The organism is Carboxylicivirga linearis (assembly GCF_018271995.1).
GTDB lineage: Bacteria > Bacteroidota > Bacteroidia > Bacteroidales > Marinilabiliaceae > Carboxylicivirga > Carboxylicivirga linearis.
On sequence record NZ_JAGUCO010000019.1, the window covers coordinates 1 to 21,671 of the forward strand.

A 21,671-nucleotide genomic window follows, 5' to 3' on the forward strand; every position below is an offset into this window, starting at 1 on the left:
ACATACTACTTTGGAAGCAGCTATCGGAGCAGCAGGTTTGGATGAAGCCTTAATGGGAGACGGACCTTTTACCGTATTCGCACCAACCGATGATGTCTTTGCTGCCTTGCCTGAAGGCACTGTAGAAGTATTGCTGGAAGATCCGGAAGGTGCGTTAATACAAATATTACTGTACCATGTAGTTGGATCCAAAGCCATGAGTACCGATCTAAGCGATGGTGATATGATAGTTACCCTTCAAGGCAAAGAAGTTGAGGTGAAAATCATGGATGGTAAAGTATACATCAACGAAGCAATGGTGACCGTAGCTGATATCGAAGCTGATAATGGTGTGGTACATGTGATTGATGCTGTATTGCTACCACCATCAGATGTATGTGATGTGATTGAAGAGAATACTGAATTATCTACTTTGGAGGGCTTGTTGAAACAAACCGGATTATGGGAAGCACTTCAGGAAGGTGGACCTTACACCATTTTTGCACCAACAAACGAAGCATTTATGCAAATGGAAAAAGAAAATGGAGTTGGTGTTTTGAAAAGCTCCGATGAAGGTTTAAGAGACGTGCTTTTATACCATGTTGTTGCAGCAAAGGCTTTTAGTTATGAATTATTTGATGGGCAACATTTGGAAACATTACTAGGTGAAGATATAAGAGTAACTATAAACCAGTCTGATGTTTATATAAATGATGCGATGGTTACTGGGGCTGATTTTGGTTCAGATAACGGAGTGGTTCATATTATTAACGCAGTCTTGGTTCCTGGTGAAGCAACCAATATTAACTCAGATCAAACGATAGACTTAAGCATCTTTCCAAATCCTGCAACTGACTTTGTTCAAATACAGTTAGGATCAGCATTTAATAACGAAGCTGAATTGAGAGTGTTTGATATTAATGGGCAGCAAGTGAAAGTGATAAACTTAGTTTCAACTCAAACATCTATTGATGTTTCAGAATTGAATAACGGAGTTTACTTCTTTACTATAGCAGGCAATGGTAATTCAATAATTCAAAAAGTAATTATCAATTAAATAAGCTAAATATTTATAAAGCCACTGTAGAAATTACTGCAGTGGCTTTATTATTTATTTAAAATAAAGTCTAATAATATCCAGGCTTTCATCAGGTTGTTCTTTAATCATATCATGTCCTGCATTTTTAACAATCTTCATTTGGGCATGGGGGAAGTAAGTCATATGTTTCTTCTGAATATCTTCTCCAACCAATTGATTGCATTCACTGGTAAGAAAAAGAACTTCGTTATTAAAATTTTGTAAGCCTGAAACTAAATCAATTTCAAATTCTCCATTACTGTTTACACCTGTTTTTCTGATGGCTTGAGAGGCCTGCATACTTAGGCGCCAGAATAGTTCGTCAGACGAAGGCATCATGCCATTGCAATAATAACCAGCCATTGGATGGTTTTTGATGTCAGTCATACCAATAATTCTGGCCATTAGGTAATCCATTCCTGCTTCTTCATCGGGACCATCTACTTTTAATGATTCTAAAAAAGCTTTCGTCATTCTCCAAACTGTTGAAAGCGTCATAGGAGGCATCATGCCATTGGTTCGTTCCATAAAGGTTTGAGCGGTTTCGGTTGTTAGAAATCCGGGTTCGGCCAATACGGCCTTTAATACTTTTTCGGGATGTTGAGCAATATAACCCGAAGCCAACATCGCTCCCCAGCTATGGCCAATTAAATAAACAGGTTTATCAGGACTATAATAGTTTATGATGGCATCTAAATCACTCAACGATGATTCAAGGCTTAGCTCACTGGTTGCAACTCTGGGAGATAAGCCGGTTCCTCTTTGATCGTAAAAAACAACTTTAAATGAATCGGCCAATTCTTTTAATGGCAGCAAGGTTCGGTAATCCTGTCCGGGGCCACCATGAATAGCAATTACAACCTGTGCTGTGTCGGGGCCAAATGATTCGGCATGAAAAGTTACTGTGTCGAGGGTGATATGTGGAATGTTTGTATCCTGAGCTACAGTCTTAGCTACTTCAAACTTAGGTTTTACAAATAAATAGGTGGCGAACAGAAAAAGTACTAATGCTAAAAATAGAAGACCAATGCTTTTGGCAATTAGTTTTAAGATTTTCATGGTTAAGCAAATTAATTCGTTTGATTTTAGGATGTGAATATATCATTTTTTTAATTTTGACCTTTCCCTTTAGGCAAGTCAGAAACAAAATAAACTCATTGAAATGAATATACTGGATACATTAACGCAGCGTCGTTCTATTAGAAAATATAAAAATCAGGACATCGAACAGGAGCTTCTGAATGAAATATTGAAAGCCGGAACAAGAGCTTCAACAACGGGTAATATGCAGGTTTATAGTATTGTGGTTACCCGCGATGAGAAAAAGAAAGAAGAGTTGTCGCCTTGTCATTTTAATCAGCCAATGATTAAAAATGCACCTGTTACTTTAACTTTCTGTGCCGATTTTAATCGTTTTAATCGTTGGTGCATGCAACGCAATGCTGAACCCGGCTATGATAATTTCTTATCTTTTATGACAGCTGCCATTGATGCATTATTAGTAGCACAAACTGTTTGTATAGCTGCCGAGGCCAAAGGGTTGGGCATATGTTATCTGGGCACTGTAACGTACACAGCTGATAAAATTATTGATGTATTGAACTTACCCAAAGGAGTAGTTCCGGTTGCAACCGTTACTTTAGGATATTCTGATGAAGAGCCAGAACAAGTAGATCGCCTTCCTTTAGAGGCTGTCGTGCATAATGAGTCCTACAATGATTTTACTGAAGATAGTATTAATCAGCTATATAAAAACAAAGAGTCATTGGCCGAAAATAAGGCATTTGTTGAAGAAAATGGAAAAGAAACATTGGCACAGGTGTTTACAGATGTAAGATATAAGAAAGCCGACAATGAACATTTCAGTAAAGTATTGTTGGATGTATTGAAAAAACAAGGTTTCTTAGAGTAAGATTAAAATACCTTCAAATCTTTTAAGGCAAACACAGAAGTGTTTGCCTTTATTTTTGCTGCGTTTATCAAAGTCGCATTGCCTTCTTTCAACTACTGTTATATATTGGCGTTATAAACTAGAGATTCTTAATTAAAACCTAAAATAGATGAAGAAGATTACTATAATGCTTTTTGCATTATCGATAGCCGTTTGTATCCAGGCACAGTCGTTGGAGGATTACTTATCGAAATACACACAAGAAAACGGTAAGATGTATCTGCAACCATTTGCTGATGCTTTTTCTGCTGATTTTAACAGTGGCTTGTTTCATAATGCACGTATTCATAAAATGGGTTTTCAACTGTATATAGGAGTAGTAAGTCAGGTGGCAATGATACCATCAAGTGCCAAAACATTCATGGCTTATACAGATAGTGATTTATTTCCCAAGGAAGGGCCGTATGAAGTTCCAACTATTTTTGGTCCGACTGAAGGCGTAATTGTACCTATTGAAGCCAGTGGAGGATTATTTGAATATAGCTTTCCGGGTGGTTTTGATATTGATTATGTACCATTGGCAATGCCTCAGATAACAATTGGGTCTGTTTTTGGAACTGATTTTACAGCTCGCTTTGTTAGTTTAGATATTGAAGATGCAGGGAAAGTTAAAGTGTTTGGATGGGGATTAAGACACAGTATTGATCAATATCTTGAGAAATTACCATTGGATTTGGCTTTAGGATATTATCATCAAACATTTAAAGTAGGTGATTACATGGATGCTTCGGCCAATGTAATTAATCTGCAGGGTAGTTATTCAATACCCATTATTACTTTCTATGGAGGTTTAGGTTACGAGAACAGTAAGGTTCATGTTGAATATACTTATGAAGGTGCAGATATTTCTGAAGCATCTATCTCACAAGGTGAGAAAATACAATTTGATATGGAAGGTGCCAATACCATGCGTTTTACCGTAGGGTTAACTTTTAATCTGGGACCCGTAAAATTACATGGAGATTATAATCTGGCCAAGCAAAATACTTTTGCTGTAGGACTTGGCATAGGAATAAATGAAAAATAATAACTTTAAAATGAACAATATGATTAAAAAAATAGTATTTCCGTTGCTACTGGTTGTAGGACTGGTTAGCTGTGAAGAAAAGGAAGTGTTTTTATATCCGAACTTTAGTGAAAGTGCCACCTTTAATATTAAAACCGATGGTTTTGAATATGATGCTAGCATAAATGCATCAGCTATAAGTGATGAAGTAAATGATGCGGTTGAAGATGAAGGTTCTGTTGATCAGGTTGTGCTAGAAGGATTATGGTTTGAGGTTACTGAAAATAGTGGAAATACAGCCGATGAATTAACCATTGATTTAATGATTAAAGAAAGTGGCTCTGATGAGTATCTGTATATTTTGCACGATTATGAGTTTGAAATTAAGGATGGTAAAGTAGTTTTTCTTAATGAGTTGGTTCCGGAAGGAGTTCTGGCTTTAAAGAAACAGATTAACGATATAGCTTTAGGAATGAGTAGTGGAGATGTAGCTTTTAAGGCTGTTGGTGAAACTACACCTGAAGGTAGTGAAGTGGATGTAACAGTTGAAGTATTTGTTAATGCAACTGTTGTATATACCACCGAAGTAGGAATGTAGAAAGTTATTTAGTGAAAAGAATTAAAAGGCGTGATAGGTACAATTCTTATCGCGCCTTTTATTATTCTAGTCTCTGTGATTATATACGGCAGAGGCCTGAGCTGTAGGCATTATTAATACATCGTTAATATTAACATGAGCGGGCCTTGTAACCATAAATTCAATCGTATCTGCAATATCATCTGCAAAAAGTGGGGTTAATCCTTTATACACATCGTCAGCTTTATTTTTATCACCATGGTAGCGCACAATCGAAAATTCGGTTTCAACCATGCCGGGTGCAACTGATCCCACTTTAATGTTGTGAGGTAATAAATCAATGCGCATTCCTTTAGTTAAGGCATCAACAGCATGCTTGGTAGCACAATAAACATTTCCGTTGGCATACACCTCTTTGCCGGCAATAGATGTAATATTAATGATGTGACCTTGTTTGCGCTCAATCATTCCCGGAATAATAAGCTTCGACATATTAAGCAATCCCTTAATATTTGTATCTATCATTTGTTCCCAATCGCTCCAGTCTCCTTCCTGAACCGGATCAGCCCCTGCAGCTAGGCCTGCATTGTTAATCAATATATCAACGGATTTCCATTCATCATTTAGTGACAGAACAGCCTCGTCGGTGGCTTTCTTATCTCTTATATCAAAGCAAAGAGTCAGTATCTTAACAGAATATTCACTCTCTAACTTACTTTTTAAATTTTCTAAGCGTTCTTTTCGTCTTCCGGTAAGTATGAGGTTATAGTGTAGTTGAGCTAATTTTACTGATGTAGCTTCTCCTATTCCTGATGTTGCTCCGGTTATTAATGCTGTTTTTGTCATTGTATATACTTTAATCTGTGTTCAGATTTCAATAATTATTCAATATAAACTTAATCATATGCAAGGTAAAATTTTGCTTATATATCTGCCAATTGAAACTTACTGAATGGCGCTAAATTTAGGACTTTTGTTTGCAATGTGGGTTATTTTATTTACTTTCATCATTATCAAACACCATTTTTTTAGATATCAAAAAACAGAGTTTAGTTTTCATTGAGAAAATAAAAATTGACAATTATGGAAACATCTATCCCAACATTAGCTGAAGCCGAAAAATTGAACCTTACGTCAAATGAATTTGATCGGATTAGAGAAATCTTAAAGCGATCTCCTAATGCATTGGAACTTGAAGTTTTTTCATTGTTATGGTCTGAGCATGCCAGTTATAAAAACTCTCTTAAATGGTTAAAAACGCTTCCTACTCAAGGCGAAAAAGTGTTGGTTGGAGCTGGTAAAGAAAGTTCCGGAGCCATTGATCTTGGAAATGGTTTGGCATGTGTGGTAAAAATAGAATCACATAATCATCCTTGTGCTATACAGCCAAGATTGGGTGCTAATACCGGTTTGCGCATTGTTACACGTGATGTAGCCTCTATGGGAGCCAAACCTGTCGCTATCCTTAATTCATTACGTTTGGGAGATGGAAAAAGGGATACTGCTAGGTGGTTGTTTGATGAAATTTCTAAAGGGATGTGTGAATTTGAAAAAGGGTATCAGGTACCGATTATTGGTGGGGAGACTTATTTTTCAAAAGGCTATAATTCCAGTCCTGTTATTAATAATTACGTTGTGGGTGTTGTTGAAAGCAATAAAATTCTTTCCGGTGTAGCTAAAGGAAAAGGCAATGTTGTATTGGTTATTGGCGCTCCTACAGGTAAAGATGGAATTGATGATGATGTTTTTACTTCCGATAGTTTGGCTGGTGTTGATACCAAGCCTGTGCCTATTGAGCTGCTAATGGATGTTAGTGTTGAAAAGCAATTACAGGATGCTATCCTTTTAATGAATAAAGAGAATTTATTATTAGGTGCCGAAAATATTGCTTCTCATGGTATTATAGGTACAGCATGTGAAATGGCTGCGCGGGGTGATTCAACTATAAAGCTGCATTTGGAAGAGGTTCCAACTCGTGAAGAAGGCTTAACAGCAAGAGACTTAATGCTGGCTCAGAGCTGGTCGAGAATGATGGTTTGTGTAGAAGTTGATAAAATAGAAAGAATAAAAGAAATTACAGATAAGCATTCTTTGTCAATGGGAGTGGTAGGTGAAGTAGATGAAGGTGAAACGGTAGAATGTTTTTATAAAGATGAATTGGTCGCCAGTATTCCGGCCCGATATGTAGGATTAGGTGGAGAAGCTCCGGTTTACGATCTCGAATATTCATCAGATGGAATGGATACTACAAATATTAATCTTGATCAGTTTGATGAACCGGATCATTATCCGGATGTGGTTAAGAAAATGATGAATAATTTGAATGTAGTGTCTAAGAATTGGATGAGTGATAAATTCGATCAGTCACTTTGTTCTGATGGCGATTACTTTAAATATCCTTCAGATGCAACCTATGTGGATTTGGAAGGAACAGAGCAAGCCTTAACCATAAGTGTTGATTGTAATCCATCCTATATGACAACTGATCCATTTAAAGGAGCGCAAATAGCTGTTGCCGAAGCCTGTAGAAATATTGTTTGTGGTGGCGGAATTCCTTTGGGAGTATCAGACTGTTTAAACTTCGGTAATCCTAATGATAAATCAATATATGGTACTTTTATCGACTCAATTAAAGGAATTACAAAAGCCTGTAACGACTATGGTGTTTCGGTACTTAGCGGTAATGTTAGTTTCTTTAATCAACGATCCGAGGAAGGACAATTGAAACCTATTACGCCAACTCCCGTAATTGGCATGGTTGGTTTGCTTGAAAGTAAGCACCATCATTGTACGTTATCGTTTCGTCACAAAGGAGACATGATCTTTTTGGTTGGAAAATCAAGAAACGACGTTAATTCATCTGAATTTGCTACCAGCATTCTAAATATTAAAAAATCTATTCCGCCATTTTATTATGTGGATGAAGAAAAAGATTTACAGAATGCTGTATCAGGAATGATTCGAAAAGATCTGGTTCGTTCTGTGCATGATGTTTCAAACGGTGGTTTGTTTTTTACTTTGCTTGAATGTGGTATTCCATTAGAATTTGGCTTTGATATTACATCCGATGCTGAAATAAGGAAGGAGGCATTTTTATTTGGAGAATCGCAAAGTAGAGTCGTAGTGTCTGTGTCATCTGAAAAACAAGATGATTTTGTGGATTTTATGATGGAAACAGGAGTTCCTTTTTCAATATTAGGACATGTTACCAAGGGTGAAATTAGAATTGACGATGAATCGTACGGCTATATTGATGAATTAAAAAAATCCTTCGAACAAAGATTAGGAAATTGGGTTGAAGGTAAATAAATATTGAATTTGAATAGTATTATGAAGATTGTTTTGAAAGTGATCCTGGCCCTTGCCGTAATTATTGGTGGATATACATCTATTGCGTGGGCTAATTCTGATGAAGTAGATTATGTGAAAGTGGGTGATAAAGTTCCGGCTTTTGAGTTAAAAGGTATTGAATCTTCTGTATCTGCCGAAAGTTTGAAAGGGAAAGTGGTTTTGATTAACTTTTTTGCAACGTGGTGTGGTCCATGTGTAAAAGAATTACCCCATTTGGAGAAGGAAGTATGGAAAGAATTTAAAAATAATGAAGAATTTGCTTTACTTGTAGTGGGAAGAGAGCATTCGCAAGAGGAAATAGATATTTTTGCTCAAAAGAAAAGTTTGAATTTACCTTTTTATCCGGATCCTGAAAGAGAGGTGTTTAGTAAATTTGCAAAACAAAATATACCTCGCAATTTTATTGTTGATAAAGATGGTACTATAATTTATAGCGCTGTGGGGTACAGTGATAAAGAATTTAATAAGATGATTCAGCTACTTAAGAACAAATTGAAGTAGTTAATATACAAGCTAATAATAAAGGGGATAAGGCTAAAATGCTTTATTCCCTTTATTTTTTTGTCGTATCATACTTTATTAACAGACAATAGAATGCTAATCTATGTTACATATTTCGCCAACAATTGTATTTTTGCCAAAAACAAATTAACGAATGACAGTTAAGCCATATCAATCTGAAGCCGGATCTAAAAAGACTCAGGTAGCCGGTATGTTTAATAATATAGCAGCCAAGTACGATTTCTTAAATCACTTTTTATCAATGGGAATTGATAAGATTTGGAGAAAGAGGGCCATTAATCTTTTAAAAGATATACCCAACCCGTTGGTGTTGGATGTCGCAACCGGAACAGGTGATCTTGCCATTGAAGCCAATAAGAGACTGAAATGTAAGGTGACAGGAGTTGATATTTCGGTTGAAATGTTAAAAGTTGCCGATGAGAAATTAAAGAAACGTGGCCTTACTGATTGGATCTCTGTTGAAGAAGGTGATTCAGAAAATCTTCCGTTTGAAGACAACCGTTTTGATGCGGTAATGGTGGCCTTTGGCGTTCGAAATTTTGAGAACTTGGGTAAAGGATTAACTGAAATGTGCAGGGTATTAAAGCCTGGTGGAAAAATGGTGGTGCTCGAATTTTCCAAGCCCGCATATTTCCCTTTTAAGCAGTTGTATCTGTTTTATTTTAGATATATACTTCCATGGTTGGGTGGCGTTATTTCAAAAGACAAAGCTGCCTATACTTATTTGCCCGAGTCAGTACTTAGTTTTCCGGATGGAGAACAGTTTGATAAAGAATTGATCAATGCCGGAATGAATCCTGTTAAGAGATATAAGCAAACAATGGGAATCGCAACGATTTATTTGTCGGAGAAACAACAATAAAATTTTAATAATTAAGTTTAAACAGTGTACATCAAAATAAATTAGCATTGAAAATTTCAGGATTACTCTTATTAGCTTTGATTATATCTTTGCCGCTACTGGGGCAAAATAATAAGAAAAAGGTGCCTAATTTGCGTCCTTTTGATGAAAAACCATTGCATTTTGGATTTTTAATCGGGATGAATACAATGGATTTTCGCGTTTATAATACCGGAGAAGCTATTGGTGATAATGGAGAGATGCTTTATGCTGATGTTGTTAATCTAAGGCCGGGATTAAATATTGGAATTGTTTCCAGTTATCGATTACGTCCAAATTTAAATTTGCGTTTTTTACCCGGAATTAGCTTTGGACAGCGTGATTTGATGTACTATACAGAGAATTTTCCTGAAGATGAAAAAGAAAAAATAGAATCATCTCCTTTACAAATTAAATCTACCTTTCTGGAGTTTCCACTGTTAATTAAATACAGTGCTTTACGTATGCATAATGCAAAACCTTATTTGGTAGGTGGTTTTAATGCTCGATACGATTTGGCTAAGGATGTACAAGATCGATTGTTATTAAAATCTTTGGACGGTTATATAGAATTTGGTGCTGGTTTTGACTTTTATATGACTTTTTTCAGACTGTCTGTGGAACTGAAAGCATCCATTGGGTTGGCAAATATCTTAAATCCGGCTGGAACAGGCGATTTATTGGATCAGCAATATACCGACGCATTGAGTGGGCTTAAGTCTCGTATTTTTCATCTTACCTTTTATTTCGAATAATTCAACTACTTTTGTGCAATAAATAACCTGGCTTTGAATATTCGAAGCCATATCGAATGATTTGTTGCGAATGAAACGTGAAATTGTACTGCGCTTGTCTCCCAAAGAGGCTTCTGATGAAAAGTTCTATCGACCTTTGGTAGCTAAGAAACTTAAAGTAGCACCTGAGAAGTTAACCTATATTAAAGTGGTTAAGCGATCGATTGATGCTCGTAAGAAAATTGTTGTGGTACAATTGCATATTGAAGCATATGCCAATACAAAGCCACCAAAACCGAAAACCATCACTTTTAATTATCCCGATGTTAGTAATGCCGATGAGGTAATTGTGGTTGGTGCCGGACCAGGAGGTTATTTTGCTGCTTTGCGTTTGATTGAATTGGGCTTAAAGCCTATAGTGCTGGAAAGAGGAAAAGGTGTTAGTGAGCGCAAAAAAGATTTGGCTTTGTTGAATCGTAACATACAGGTAGATACCGACTCTAATTATGCTTTTGGAGAAGGTGGTGCTGGTACTTTTTCTGATGGAAAACTATATACCCGTAGTACCAAAAGGGGTGATTTTAGAAAAGTGCTTGAAGTATTTGCTTTTCATGGGGCCAGTGAAGAAATATTAATTGATTCGCATCCGCACATAGGCACCGATAAGCTTCCCGGGGTTATTAAATCAATGCGTGAGTCTATAATTAAGGCGGGTGGTCAAGTTTTATTTAATACTAAGGTGACCGATCTTTTAGTGGAGGACACCAAAGTTACTGGTGTTGAAACCGAATCGGGAGAAAAAATACTGGCGAGATCTGTGGTTTTGGCAACTGGCCATTCTGCAAAAGATGTATATTATTTTTTACATGACCGGGCTATTCAACTCGAAGCCAAAACATGGGCCATGGGTGTTAGGGTGGAGCATCCGCAGGAACTGATTGATCAAATACAATATCATTCACCGGCCGGAAGAGGACAGTATTTGCCTGCTGCAAGTTATAGCTTATCATGCCAGATTGAAGAAAGAGGTGTTTACTCATTTTGTATGTGTCCGGGTGGATTTATTGTTCCAGCCATGACTGATGCCGATGAGATGGTTGTAAATGGAATGTCACCATCGAGGCGAGATTCACCTTTTGCAAATAGTGGTATTGTAGTTGAAATACGACCAGATGATATTGGTGAATACAAAAATAAAGGGGTGTTAGGTGGTTTGGAGTTTCAAAAAGAATTGGAGCGTCTTGCCTGCATTAATGGAGGTCAGGGAGTAGTAGCTCCCGCTCAGGGACTAGCCGATTTTGTTGCCGGTAAGCTTTCGTTTGATTTGCCCGAGTCTTCGTATGTGCCCGGAACCGTTGCTTCTCCTATGCACTTTTGGTTACCCGAGCATATTGGTAAAAGGCTACAGGATGGTTTTGCTTACTTTGGTAAGCGGGCAAAAGGATTTGTTACGAACGAAGCATTGATTCTAGGAGTGGAAAGTCGCACATCATCACCGGTTCGAATTCCGCGTGACAGAAACACTTTTCAGCATGTGCAAATCAGTGGTCTGTATCCTTGTGGAGAAGGTGCCGGATATGCCGGAGGAATTGCTTCTTCAGCTATTGATGGAGAGAGGTGTGCCGAAAAAGCTTTTGAATTCATCACCGGAAAAAATATTGATGAATAAGTAAGGGTGTCTTGATTAAACCTTTAGTCGACTATCATAATTTTGTTTGTCCACAATCTTCTAATTTGACTCTTTAGAACATCGTACGATTGGTTTTTGATACAGATTTTATCAAAATGAAATTAGATGCGCATCAAAAGGTCGTGAGATGCATATCTAAAGGTATGCGAGATGCGTATCTCATATGTGATGAGATGCGTATCTGATACACCATTAGATGCGTATCTCCGGAGAATAAGATGCGCATCATTTTTTAAAAGGCTCTTATTCTGATCAAAAAGTGTATTAAACTGGATTAGAAAAGTTGGATTAAAAAATCAAAAAGCCAATTGTCTTCTGAATTCAGCACAGGTAATAGCGGTTGCTACTGCCACATTTAATGATTCACTTGTGGCTGATTCGGGTGGGTAATTCGGAATATTTATTTTGGTGCTCACATACTTTTCAACCTCCTTACTAATGCCATTTCCTTCGTTACCCATTACAATAATACCATTAGCCTTTAAATCGGTTTGGTAAAGATTATCACCTTCCAGAAAAGTTCCATAAATCTCTACATTGTCAATCGAGTCAAAAAAGTTTGCTGCTTCAATATAATGAACTTTCACTCTTGCAATGGCCCCCATGGTAGATTGAACCGTTTTGGAATTGTATATATCAGCGCATCCTTTGGTGCAGAAGACATCTTCTATACCAAACCAGTCAGCCATTCTTACAATAGTACCCAAGTTGCCGGGATCCTGAATATCATCTAAAAATAAACTTAGCTTTGTTGATAGTTGTTCGTAATCGAAATTAGTTGCAGGTTGCTCAAAAACAGCCATCACAGGAGGGGTGCTTTTGAGAGACGATACTTTCTTAATTTCGTTTAAGCTTGCATTTATTATTTCGGTATTATTTAAATAATTCTTATTGCTGTTCAACCACTCATCTGTTGCAATCAGAATTTTACATTTTAGTGATGTGGTAAGCAGATCATCTACTAATTTATGTCCTTCGGCAACGAACAATTGTTCCTGATCGCGATGTTTTTTTCGGGCTAATGAAGTAATTAATTTTTGCTTATTCTTACTCAGCATAACTAAAATTGATGAATGTTGGCCGTAAAGTTAGAGCTTATCAACCGAATTAAATATCTTTATCCAAAGTTTGTTTCAAACAACCATTTATCTGATGGTTCAATTACCTATTTAAATTATATTGAGAGGAGTGCAAAAAAAATACTGGGCGTTGGTAAGAAATGTCGAAGCAATATATATTAAACTCTGCATAATTTTCGCTTTGGTGTTTATTTGGGGATGTAGTACAACCAAATATGTGCCGGAAGGATCCTATTTACTTAATAAGGTTGAAATAGAAAATTCAGCCAAAGATGTATCTAAAGAAGAACTGAAAGGATATTTACGTCAGAAGGGAAATATAAAAATTCTGGGTTTTTGGCGGTTTCATTTAGGGCTGTATAATCTTTCGGGGCAAGATGGATCAAAAGGTTTTAACCAATGGTTACGAAGAATTGGTGAGGAGCCAGTGTTGTACGATGAGGTACTTAAAATGAAATCGAATGAACAGCTGAGCCTTTACCTTCGCAATAAGGGTTATTTTAATGCTCATGTTAGGGATACTGTTATTCAAACATCATCTAAAAAAGTTAAAGTTAAATATAGCATTGAACCTGGTAACAGGTATAACTTAAATAATGTATCATACCGAATTGACGATCCTAATATTGAAGAACTGGTTTACGAAGATTCGGTGAAGACCTTGTTGAAAAGGGGTAAGCCTTTTGATGCCAGAATGCATGACAAGGAGCGGGAAAGGATAACTAAAAAGGTACGTAATAATGGCTATTTCGACTTTAGGAAGGATTACATTTATTTTTGGGCTGATAGTGCCTTGAATAATTACAGTGTAAACGACTCATTAATTATAGCCAATAATCTTATTAGTCTGAATAAAGACAAGGATACCCTTATTAATCATCGCAAGTCGAAAATAAAGGATGTTTATTTTGTGGTTGGATTTGATGCACAAGAGGCATTGGAGCACCAGGAAACCTATTTTCAGCAGTTTGATACATTAATGTATGAAGGTTGTCATATCTTATATAACAAAGATCTTCATTTCAGAGCTGATGTGTTGATCAATTCGAATTATATTTTTCCGGGACAGTTTTATAAGGAAGAGTTGGTGAATAAAACTCAAAACCTGCTCTCAGATATTCAGTTGTTTAGGTTTATAAATATTCGATTTAAAGTAGCCGACCAAATGCTGGATGAAGAAGGAAATCAGCAGCTTGATTGTTATATACAATTGTCAGCATCAAAAACACAGAGTTATACCTTTGAAATAGAAGGTACCAACTCATCGGGTAACCTTGGAGCAGCAGGAAGCTTTAAATATAAACACAAAAATATTGCTCGTGGAGGGGAGGTTTTTGAGTTTGGGATAAGGACAGCAACCGAAAGACAAACCCAAGGTGTGGAGAAAATTAGTTTTAATACATTTGAGTTTGGGACTGAAACATCAGTGACCATACCTAAATTTTTAGTGCCATTTAAAATTGAAAGTTTTCGAAAAAGATATAATCCTCGTACCGGTATATCGGCTGCCTATAACTATCAGCGTCGTCCGGATTATACGCGAATTATTATCAATGGTCGTTTAAGTTATAATTGGAAATCAAATCCATTGGTAACTCATTATCTTTCACCTTTTGAGTTGAGTTTGATAAATGTACCATACATCGATCCCGAATTTTATGATAGAATTGAGCCGACATATTTAATATACAGTTATCAGGATCAGCTGATCAGTAGTACTTCTTATTCGTATATCTATAATGAACAGCTTTCTCCGGGAGAAAAAAATTATTGGTATTTCCAGTCTAATATTGAAGTTGCCGGTAATATTTTAAACGGGTTTACCAATCTGTTTAATTTAGGTGGTAGTGGTGACTATAAGGAATTGCTTGGTATTAGATACGCACAATACCTTAAGTCAGATATTGATATCCGTTATCATTTTAATGTAAACCGAATCAATTCTTTTGCTTATCGCTTCTTTGCAGGTGTGGCTTATCCTTATGGCAATTCCCAAACTATGCCTTTTGTGAAGCAATACTTCTCAGGTGGAGCTAATAGCGTTAGAGCATGGCCGGTAAGAGGTTTAGGGCCTGGTTCGCATAAAGAGAGTGTGATCAACTACTATAACATGACAGCTGATATTAAGCTGGAATTCAATGCAGAGTATCGCTATAAACTATTTTGGTTGTTGGAAGGGGCTTTATTCCTTGATGTTGGAAATATTTGGGATATTACAAGTACAGGTGACGAGGTGCGTGATGCAAATGGTCTGTTTAAATTTAACCAGTTTTATAAGCAATTAGCAGTAGGGGTGGGCACCGGATTGCGCCTTGATTTTAATTATTTTGTTTTCAGGTTAGATATGGGGCTGAAAGCTCGTGATCCATCATTACAAAAAGGTGATAGGTGGATATTAGGAAGAAGAGCATTAACCTGGGATGATACCGCATTTAATTTTGCCATAGGATATCCGTTTTAAACTACAAGAAATAAAGAAAGGAGGCCTTTTGAGCCTCCTTTGTATTATATAAAAACGTTTACAATTAAGCTTTTTCAGCTGAACCTAAAACGTTAATGTTTTTCTGCATGTAAAGATCTTTCAATATATCACGAGCAGGACCTAAGTATTTACGAGGATCGAATTCACCTGGGTTTTCAGCCATTACTTTTCTTACTGCAGCAGTCATTGCTAAACGACCATCAGAGTCGATATTGATTTTACATACAGCTGATTTAGCAGCCTGACGTAATTGATCTTCAGGAATACCAATAGCAGCTTTTAATGCACCACCAAATTCGTTAATAGTAGCAACGTGCTCTTGTGGTACTGAAGAAGAACCGTGAAGAACGATAGGGAATCCAGGGATTCTTTTTTCGATTTCTTCCAAAATATCAAATTTCAATGGAGGAGGAACTAATACTCCGTCTTCGTTTTTAGTACATTGCTCAGGAGTAAATTTGTGAGCACCGTGAGAAGTACCGATTGAAATAGCCAATGAATCAACACCGGTTCTTTTTACGAAATCTTCTACTTCTTCAGGTCTTGTGTAAGTTGATTCTTCAGCAACTACATCATCCTCAACACCTGCTAATACTCCAAGCTCACCTTCAACAGCTACACCATGAGCATGAGCATATTCTACTACTTTTGAAGTTAAGGCAACATTTTCTTCGTATGAGTGGTGCGATCCATCAATCATTACTGAAGAGAAACCGTTATCGATACAATCTTTACATAGTTCGAAAGTATCACCGTGGTCAAGGTGAAGAACAACAGGAATTTCGTATCCTAGCTCTTTCGCATACTCAACAGCACCTTTAGCCATGTTTCTTAATAAAGTAGCATTAGCATATTTTCTTGCTCCTGCAGAAACTTGTAAGATAACTGGTGATTTTGTTTCAACACAAGCTTGAATAATTGCCTGCATCTGCTCAAGGTTGTTGAAGTTGTAAGCAGGAATAGCGTATCCGCCAGCAACCGCTTTTTTGAACAATTCAGGCGTACTTGAAAGCCCTAGTTCTTTGTAATTAATTGCCATTTGTCTGTATTTATAAATTGTAACTAATAATTTTACAACAAAAACACCTTGTTTGATATTAAATTGAAACAAGCATGTTGTGTATTTATAGTTAAGTGTAAGTTTGAGGCGGCAAAAGTAAACATTAGTTTATTGTTATCCAATATTTATAGGTGGTTGTTTGGTCTATTTTAGAATATTTAAAGATATTTTTCTTCATTCTAAATAAAGAGGAAAGAAATTCTGATTAGCCGTAAACATTTAGTAACTTTACCGGTTCAATATTCTTGAGGATCTGGATAGATTATTTTATATGGATTTCCAATAGTATTCTCATTAAATTTGTGATTAATTATTTATTCTAAATTTCAATATTTGAATTATGGGAAAAGTTTTAGACGTGGTAAAACCAGGTGTAGTAACTGGCGACGACGTAAGTAAATTGTTTGCAGTAGCAAAAGCTGAAGGTTTTGCAATGCCTGCAGTAAATGTTGTAGGTACCGATTCTATTAATGCTATTTTAGAAGCTGCCAAAGTGGTGAATTCTCCTGTAATGATTCAGCTATCAAACGGTGGTGCTGCTTTCTTCGCAGGTAAAGGATTGAAACTTGACGGGCAAGAAGCTCAAATTTTAGGTGCTGTTTCTGCTGCCAAGCATGTTCACACTATTGCTGAAGCTTATGGTGTACCTGTTATCTTGCACACTGACCACGCTGCTAAAAAATTATTACCTTGGATCGACGGATTGTTAGATGCAAGTGAAAAACATTTTGCTGAGACTGGTAAGCCATTGTTCAGCTCACATATGTTAGATCTTTCTGAAGAGCCATTGGAAGAAAATATCGAAATCTGTAAAGAATACTTAACTCGTATGAGTAAAATGGGTATGACTTTAGAGATTGAATTAGGTATTACTGGTGGTGAAGAAGATGGTGTTGACAACTCTGATGTTGACAACGCATTACTTTACACTCAACCTGAAGAAGTTGCTTTCGCATACGAAGAGTTGTTGAAAATTTCTCCTAACTTCACTATTGCTGCTTCATTTGGTAATGTACACGGTGTTTACAAGCCAGGTAACGTGGTGTTGAAGCCTTCTATCTTAGATGCTTCTCAAAAGTATATTCAAGACAAATACAATACAGCTGAAAAACCAGTAAACTTTGTATTCCACGGTGGATCAGGATCTACTTTGGAAGAAATTCGTGAAGCAATCAGCTATGGTGTTATCAAAATGAATATCGATACTGATACTCAGTGGGCTACTTGGGATGGTGTTCGTAAGTTCGAAGCTGAAAACCACGATTATCTTCAAGGTCAGATTGGTAATCCTGATGGTGATGATAAACCAAATAAGAAATATTACGATCCTCGCGTATGGTTACGTGCAGGACAAGTAACTTTGGTTGATCGCTTGAAAGTTGCTTTTGAAGATCTTAACTGTATAGATCGTTTATAATATTTTAAGAAACTTATACTTAAAAGAGGCACGGGTTTTGTATCTTGTGCCTCTTTTTTATTGTAGGTATATAATTTCAAAGTATTAAGTAAGATGAGTATCGATACAAGAGATAGCTTCACCGGAAAATTTGGTGTGATTGCTGCTGCTGCCGGTTCTGCCGTAGGACTGGGTAATATTTGGAGGTTTCCGTATGTTGTGGGAGAAAACGGTGGAGGAGCCTTTTTATTAGTTTATTTATTATTCATTCTGGCAATAGGTATTCCGGTAATGTTATCAGAATTACTTATAGGTAGAAGAGCGCAAAAGAATGTATTTGGTGCTTTTAAATCATTGGCGCCCAATTATCCGGTTTTTATGGTTGTAGGGATTATGGGAGTTGGCGCTGCTTTTATGATTTTAGCATTTTACTCTGTTGTGGCCGGTTGGACTCTTGAATATACATACCTAGCGGTAGGTAATAACTTATTGGATATGTCATCTTCCGAATTATCAACTTTCTTTAAGGAGTTTTCTGAATCAAAAACAGGACCCGTCATCTGGATGGTTGTATTTATGTTGTTGACAGGTGCAATTGTTATTGGTGGCGTTAAAAAGGGGATTGAGCGCTATACCAAAATATTAATGCCGGTATTATTTGTAATCATTGTTGTTTTAGGTATTAAATCAGCAACTTTAGAAGGAGCAGGGGAAGGCTTCGCGTTTTTATTTAAACCAGATTTTTCGAAAGTAACCGGTAATGTTATTCTGGAAGCATTGGGGCAGGCCTTTTTCTCATTAAGTATAGGTATGGGAGTTATTGCTACCTATGGATCTTATATTCAGAAAAAAGAAAATCTTTTAGAGACAGCTGTTTCTGTTTCTATGGCCGATACTTTAATTGCTGTTTTAGCTGGTGTTGCCATTTTTCCAGCCGTATTTGCCTTTGGAATTGATCCAACAGCAGGACCCGGTTTAGTTTTTGAAACTCTACCTAATGTATTTAAACATATGGCCGGTGGTTATATATTTTCTGTTGCATTCTTCTTTTTATTAGTGATAGCAGCACTTACTTCATCTGTTTCATTACTTGAAGTGGTGGTGGCATATTTCTCTGAAGAGTTAGGGATGAAAAGAAGCTGGGCAACCATTGTGGCTACAGTTTCAATTACCTTATTTGGCTTGATGGCCGTTTTTAGTTCAAGTATTTTTAATTTCTTCGATTATACTACGGCTAATATTTTATTACCATTAGGTGGAATTTTAATTTCGATTTTTGTTGGCTGGATCTTGGGTAAGCTAAAAGCAAAAGAAGAACTTTCAGCTCATGGAGGTAAAGTGCGAATGATTGGTGTAATCATGATTATTCTTAAATTTATTGCACCAATTGCTATTGGACTAGTCTTTCTTAATGGTATTGGCATTTTATAATATGACATAAAGCCGTGTGCAGATGAACAGTGGAAGAGGTTAGGCTTTTAAACTGTTTATTATGTGGCGCGAACTTTTAACATTAACAAAACGAGAGCAGGTTGGAGTATTCAGCCTGTTCTTTATACTTATTGTTCTTACCGGATTTCTTTTTGTTAAACCTTCCTTTCAACCCGAAGAGGTTGATGAAGAACTGCAGGAATGGATTCACAAAATGAATCAATCAAATGCGGTTATTCAACCTAAAGCAAAAAGTATAGAGTATTTTTCTTTCAACCCTAACTTGGTTTCAAAAGAGGAGTTAATTCTTTTGGGATTTTCTGATTACGCCTCCAATAACCTAATAAAGTACCGAAAAGCAGGAGGGAAGATAAAAGATTTTGAAAAGCTCTCTCATATTTATGGAATGGATTCGGCTCATTTGAATGAGATAAAGCCCTACCTCGTTTTTAAGACTAATGAGAAGGAAGTTGCGAAACAATCTACGCAAGCATATTCTAACTACGATTATAAAATTGATTTAAATATACAGGATTCAGCAAAGTTGCATCAGCTTAAAATTAACTCACAAATAGGTGGTGATATTTTAAGAGTCAAAAAATCCTATTACTTCAATCAAAGAATATCTGTTAATGTATTGCAAAGTTGGAATTTTCAGGATTGGATCAATGCAAAAGATACTTTATTGATAAAAAAGCATTCGGAAAAAGTTCTTACAGAGCACTTTCAGATTGAACTAAACGCAGCTGATACAGCTGAACTACGCTTGCTTAGAGGAATAGGTAAGGTGTTGGCGCGTAGGATTGTTTATTACAGAAAAAAGTTAGGAGGATTTTATAATATTGATCAATTAGGTGAAGTTGAAGGAATTTCTCCCATTGTTATTAATGACAATAAGGAGTATATTATAGTTGATACTTTGTTGGTTCAAAAGGTTAATATTAATAGGGCCAGTCTTAAAAGAATGAAAGATCATCCTTATATGAACTTTTATCAGGCTAAAGATATTTACGAAGCCAGAAATAAATCATCCGTTGTTTTGGATGATATCATTCAAAATAAATCGTTTGATGCAGCTGATAAAAACAGGATTCGACAATATTTTACCGATAACTAATAAAAGTGTATTAAAAACTGCTAAAAAAGGGTCGCAAAATTTGTTGTAATCAGTAAACTTCCTTTTCTTTGCACCTGCAAAATTTCAAGGTAAATAGTAATTGCTTCCGATAAGATTGATTTTTTGCGATTTAATGGGTACTTTTGCAGCCTAAATAAAAAATTAAAGAAAGCGTTATGATAGTTATTCCAATTAAAGAAGGCGAAAACATTGAGAGAGCCTTGAAGAAGTTCAAAAGAAAATTTGAAAAGACAGGTACAATGCGTGAGTTAAGATCTCGTCAAGCATTCACCAAGCCTTCTGTAGTTAGAAGAGAAGAAGTTAAGAAAGCTGCATATATTGAGCAGTTGCAGCGCGAAGCTGAATAGATATTTTTGCGGAAGAGGGCGTCGGTTTATTGCTGATTTTTTCGTATATTCGTTAGAGCGTAAAAAGGCACCCTCTGTTGATGCAAAATATAAATTCATTCTATAAATATCTTGAGTTCGAAAAGCGCAGTTCAGTTCATACGCTGACTGCCTATAAGAACGATGTTGGTCAGTTTTGTGATTATCTTGAAGAAAAGGAGATAAACAACTGGCAAAAAGTTACTGCAAAAATCATCCGCCAGTGGATGGTTGAAATGCTTGACCAAGGTGTATCTGCCAGAACGGTCACAAGAAAAATCTCAACACTTAAAGTGTTATTCCGTTTTCTCATCCGGGAAGAAGTGTTAGAGAGTAATCCAACAGATAAAGTTACCACACCAAAAATTCCAAAGCGATTGCCGATTTTTGTGAAAGAAACCGAAATGGATATTCTATTGGATCAAATCGATTTTGGAGAAGATTATTCGGGGGTGCGCAATAAAACCATAATTGATCTGTTTTATTTTACCGGAATGCGACTTTCAGAGTTGGTAGAATTAACAATTTCTCAAATTGATTTCTCTAATGAAGTAATTAAAGTTTTAGGTAAGAGAAATAAAGAAAGAATTGTTCCTGTTACCAAAGAACTAAAGATGGCATTAGTTAGTTATATTAATAAGAGAAAACAAACTTTCCCGGAAGTAAAAAATAAAGTTCTTTTTCTTACTGATAAAGGAAATCCGGTGTATCAAAAGTTGGTTTATAGGGTAGTAAATCGCTATCTTAGTCAAGTGTCTACGGTCACCAAAAAAAGTCCGCATGTTATTAGGCATTCATTTGCAACAGCTTTGCTTAATAAAGGTGCCGACTTAAATGCGATAAAGGAATTGTTGGGGCATGCAAATTTGGCCGCTACGGAGGTTTATACCCACAATTCTTACGAGAAGTTAAATTCGATTTATAAACAGGCTCATCCGAGAGCCTAAAAGAA

Annotated in this window: 19 protein-coding genes; 15 read left to right on the forward strand and 4 right to left on the reverse strand. The window is 36.4% G+C overall.

The genetic code is table 11. The features are described 5' to 3' along the window. A partial coding sequence (locus tag KEM10_RS17675) for a fasciclin domain-containing protein (protein WP_212217424.1) occupies nucleotides 1–1,036 on the forward strand: 1,036 nt, incomplete at its 5' end. A 54-nt stretch (nucleotides 1,037–1,090) separates the two neighbouring features. Here KEM10_RS17675 and KEM10_RS17680 read toward each other — a convergent pair. Continuing rightward, nucleotides 1,091–2,116: an alpha/beta fold hydrolase gene (locus KEM10_RS17680; RefSeq protein ID WP_212217427.1), complete on the reverse strand. Its 1,026-nt coding sequence runs from the start codon at nucleotides 2,114–2,116 to the stop codon at nucleotides 1,091–1,093. Between the two features lie 103 nt (nucleotides 2,117–2,219). On the opposite strand from KEM10_RS17680, the gene KEM10_RS17685 reads away from it, so the two are divergent. The 3 genes from KEM10_RS17685 (at nucleotide 2,220) to KEM10_RS17695 (ending at nucleotide 4,612) form a co-directional block, all read left to right on the forward strand. Then, nucleotides 2,220–2,969 carry an NADPH-dependent oxidoreductase gene (locus KEM10_RS17685; RefSeq protein WP_244825985.1) on the forward strand — a complete coding sequence of 250 codons (750 nt, stop codon included), beginning with the start codon at nucleotides 2,220–2,222 and terminating at the stop codon, nucleotides 2,967–2,969. Nucleotides 2,970–3,117: 148 nt separating this feature from the next. Then, nucleotides 3,118–4,035, forward strand: coding sequence for a DUF6588 family protein (locus tag KEM10_RS17690; RefSeq protein ID WP_212217430.1), 918 nt, complete (start codon nucleotides 3,118–3,120; stop codon nucleotides 4,033–4,035). A gap of 19 nt (nucleotides 4,036–4,054) precedes the next feature. Further along, nucleotides 4,055–4,612: a hypothetical protein gene (locus tag KEM10_RS17695; RefSeq protein WP_212217433.1), complete on the forward strand. Its 558-nt coding sequence runs from the start codon at nucleotides 4,055–4,057 to the stop codon at nucleotides 4,610–4,612. A 66-nt stretch (nucleotides 4,613–4,678) separates the two neighbouring features. Here the strand turns inward: KEM10_RS17695 and KEM10_RS17700 are convergent, their stop codons facing one another. After that, nucleotides 4,679–5,437 carry an SDR family oxidoreductase gene (locus tag KEM10_RS17700; RefSeq protein ID WP_212217436.1) on the reverse strand — a complete coding sequence of 253 codons (759 nt, stop codon included), beginning with the start codon at nucleotides 5,435–5,437 and terminating at the stop codon, nucleotides 4,679–4,681. A gap of 237 nt (nucleotides 5,438–5,674) precedes the next feature. On the opposite strand from KEM10_RS17700, the gene purL reads away from it, so the two are divergent. The 5 genes from purL to KEM10_RS17725 all read left to right on the forward strand — a co-directional run bounded on the left by purL (nucleotide 5,675) and on the right by KEM10_RS17725 (nucleotide 11,747). After that, the gene (purL, locus tag KEM10_RS17705; RefSeq protein WP_212217438.1) at nucleotides 5,675–7,900 is read left to right on the forward strand and encodes a phosphoribosylformylglycinamidine synthase subunit PurL; all 2,226 of its coding nucleotides are present in this window, start codon (nucleotides 5,675–5,677) and stop codon (nucleotides 7,898–7,900) included. Nucleotides 7,901–7,921: 21 nt separating this feature from the next. Then, nucleotides 7,922–8,443 (forward strand): TlpA family protein disulfide reductase, encoded by a 522-nt coding sequence (locus tag KEM10_RS17710; protein ID WP_212217442.1) that lies wholly within the window; start codon nucleotides 7,922–7,924, stop codon nucleotides 8,441–8,443. A 154-nt stretch (nucleotides 8,444–8,597) separates the two neighbouring features. Then, on the forward strand, nucleotides 8,598–9,326 hold the full coding sequence (gene ubiE, locus KEM10_RS17715; protein ID WP_212217445.1) for a bifunctional demethylmenaquinone methyltransferase/2-methoxy-6-polyprenyl-1,4-benzoquinol methylase UbiE: 729 nt from the start codon (nucleotides 8,598–8,600) through the stop codon (nucleotides 9,324–9,326). Between the two features lie 47 nt (nucleotides 9,327–9,373). Next, nucleotides 9,374–10,099, forward strand: coding sequence for a type IX secretion/gliding motility protein PorT/SprT (gene porT, locus KEM10_RS17720; protein ID WP_244825987.1), 726 nt, complete (start codon nucleotides 9,374–9,376; stop codon nucleotides 10,097–10,099). A gap of 70 nt (nucleotides 10,100–10,169) precedes the next feature. After that, nucleotides 10,170–11,747, forward strand: coding sequence for an NAD(P)/FAD-dependent oxidoreductase (locus KEM10_RS17725; protein ID WP_212217448.1), 1,578 nt, complete (start codon nucleotides 10,170–10,172; stop codon nucleotides 11,745–11,747). Between the two features lie 317 nt (nucleotides 11,748–12,064). On the opposite strand, the gene KEM10_RS17730 is transcribed toward KEM10_RS17725, so the two are convergent. Beyond that, complete coding sequence (locus tag KEM10_RS17730; protein ID WP_212217450.1) at nucleotides 12,065–12,826, reverse strand: TrmH family RNA methyltransferase; 762 nt, start codon at nucleotides 12,824–12,826, stop codon at nucleotides 12,065–12,067. A 130-nt stretch (nucleotides 12,827–12,956) separates the two neighbouring features. Between KEM10_RS17730 and tamL the strand changes: the two genes are divergently transcribed. Next, the gene (gene tamL / locus KEM10_RS17735) at nucleotides 12,957–15,308 is read left to right on the forward strand and encodes a translocation and assembly module lipoprotein TamL (RefSeq protein WP_317196688.1); all 2,352 of its coding nucleotides are present in this window, start codon (nucleotides 12,957–12,959) and stop codon (nucleotides 15,306–15,308) included. A gap of 64 nt (nucleotides 15,309–15,372) precedes the next feature. Here tamL and KEM10_RS17740 read toward each other — a convergent pair whose 3' ends face one another. After that, nucleotides 15,373–16,368, reverse strand: a complete 996-nt coding sequence (locus tag KEM10_RS17740) for a class II fructose-bisphosphate aldolase (protein WP_212217452.1) — start codon at nucleotides 16,366–16,368, stop codon at nucleotides 15,373–15,375. A gap of 361 nt (nucleotides 16,369–16,729) precedes the next feature. Between KEM10_RS17740 and fbaA the strand changes: the two genes are divergently transcribed. The 5 genes from fbaA to KEM10_RS17765 all read left to right on the forward strand — a co-directional run bounded on the left by fbaA (nucleotide 16,730) and on the right by KEM10_RS17765 (nucleotide 21,666). Then, nucleotides 16,730–17,806 (forward strand): class II fructose-bisphosphate aldolase, encoded by a 1,077-nt coding sequence (gene fbaA / locus KEM10_RS17745; RefSeq protein WP_244825989.1) that lies wholly within the window; start codon nucleotides 16,730–16,732, stop codon nucleotides 17,804–17,806. A gap of 93 nt (nucleotides 17,807–17,899) precedes the next feature. Continuing rightward, nucleotides 17,900–19,216 carry a sodium-dependent transporter gene (locus KEM10_RS17750; protein ID WP_212217454.1) on the forward strand — a complete coding sequence of 439 codons (1,317 nt, stop codon included), beginning with the start codon at nucleotides 17,900–17,902 and terminating at the stop codon, nucleotides 19,214–19,216. A 61-nt stretch (nucleotides 19,217–19,277) separates the two neighbouring features. Next, on the forward strand, nucleotides 19,278–20,333 hold the full coding sequence (locus tag KEM10_RS17755) for a helix-hairpin-helix domain-containing protein (RefSeq protein WP_212217456.1): 1,056 nt from the start codon (nucleotides 19,278–19,280) through the stop codon (nucleotides 20,331–20,333). Between the two features lie 176 nt (nucleotides 20,334–20,509). Continuing rightward, nucleotides 20,510–20,701, forward strand: a complete 192-nt coding sequence (rpsU, locus tag KEM10_RS17760) for a 30S ribosomal protein S21 (protein WP_212217458.1) — start codon at nucleotides 20,510–20,512, stop codon at nucleotides 20,699–20,701. A gap of 80 nt (nucleotides 20,702–20,781) precedes the next feature. Further along, entirely contained in the window at nucleotides 20,782–21,666 is an 885-nt protein-coding gene (locus KEM10_RS17765; protein WP_212217460.1) for a tyrosine-type recombinase/integrase, read from the forward strand. Nucleotides 21,667–21,671: the final 5 nt, after the last annotated feature.

Coding starts and splice junctions, on each gene's coding strand:
- KEM10_RS17740 (WP_212217452.1), bottom strand. CDS start 16,368: ATGGCAATTAATTACAAAGAACTAGGGCTTTCAAGTACGCCTGAATTG.
- KEM10_RS17765 (WP_212217460.1), top strand. CDS start 20,782: ATGCAAAATATAAATTCATTCTATAAATATCTTGAGTTCGAAAAGCGC.
- KEM10_RS17700 (WP_212217436.1), bottom strand. CDS start 5,437: ATGACAAAAACAGCATTAATAACCGGAGCAACATCAGGAATAGGAGAA.
- rpsU (WP_212217458.1), top strand. CDS start 20,510: ATGATAGTTATTCCAATTAAAGAAGGCGAAAACATTGAGAGAGCCTTG.
- fbaA (WP_244825989.1), top strand. CDS start 16,730: ATGGGAAAAGTTTTAGACGTGGTAAAACCAGGTGTAGTAACTGGCGAC.
- KEM10_RS17690 (WP_212217430.1), top strand. CDS start 3,118: ATGAAGAAGATTACTATAATGCTTTTTGCATTATCGATAGCCGTTTGT.
- KEM10_RS17695 (WP_212217433.1), top strand. CDS start 4,055: ATGATTAAAAAAATAGTATTTCCGTTGCTACTGGTTGTAGGACTGGTT.
- ubiE (WP_212217445.1), top strand. CDS start 8,598: ATGACAGTTAAGCCATATCAATCTGAAGCCGGATCTAAAAAGACTCAG.
- KEM10_RS17680 (WP_212217427.1), bottom strand. CDS start 2,116: ATGAAAATCTTAAAACTAATTGCCAAAAGCATTGGTCTTCTATTTTTA.
- KEM10_RS17750 (WP_212217454.1), top strand. CDS start 17,900: ATGAGTATCGATACAAGAGATAGCTTCACCGGAAAATTTGGTGTGATT.
- KEM10_RS17755 (WP_212217456.1), top strand. CDS start 19,278: ATGTGGCGCGAACTTTTAACATTAACAAAACGAGAGCAGGTTGGAGTA.
- KEM10_RS17685 (WP_244825985.1), top strand. CDS start 2,220: ATGAATATACTGGATACATTAACGCAGCGTCGTTCTATTAGAAAATAT.
- purL (WP_212217438.1), top strand. CDS start 5,675: ATGGAAACATCTATCCCAACATTAGCTGAAGCCGAAAAATTGAACCTT.
- KEM10_RS17730 (WP_212217450.1), bottom strand. CDS start 12,826: ATGCTGAGTAAGAATAAGCAAAAATTAATTACTTCATTAGCCCGAAAA.
- KEM10_RS17725 (WP_212217448.1), top strand. CDS start 10,170: ATGAAACGTGAAATTGTACTGCGCTTGTCTCCCAAAGAGGCTTCTGAT.
- KEM10_RS17710 (WP_212217442.1), top strand. CDS start 7,922: ATGAAGATTGTTTTGAAAGTGATCCTGGCCCTTGCCGTAATTATTGGT.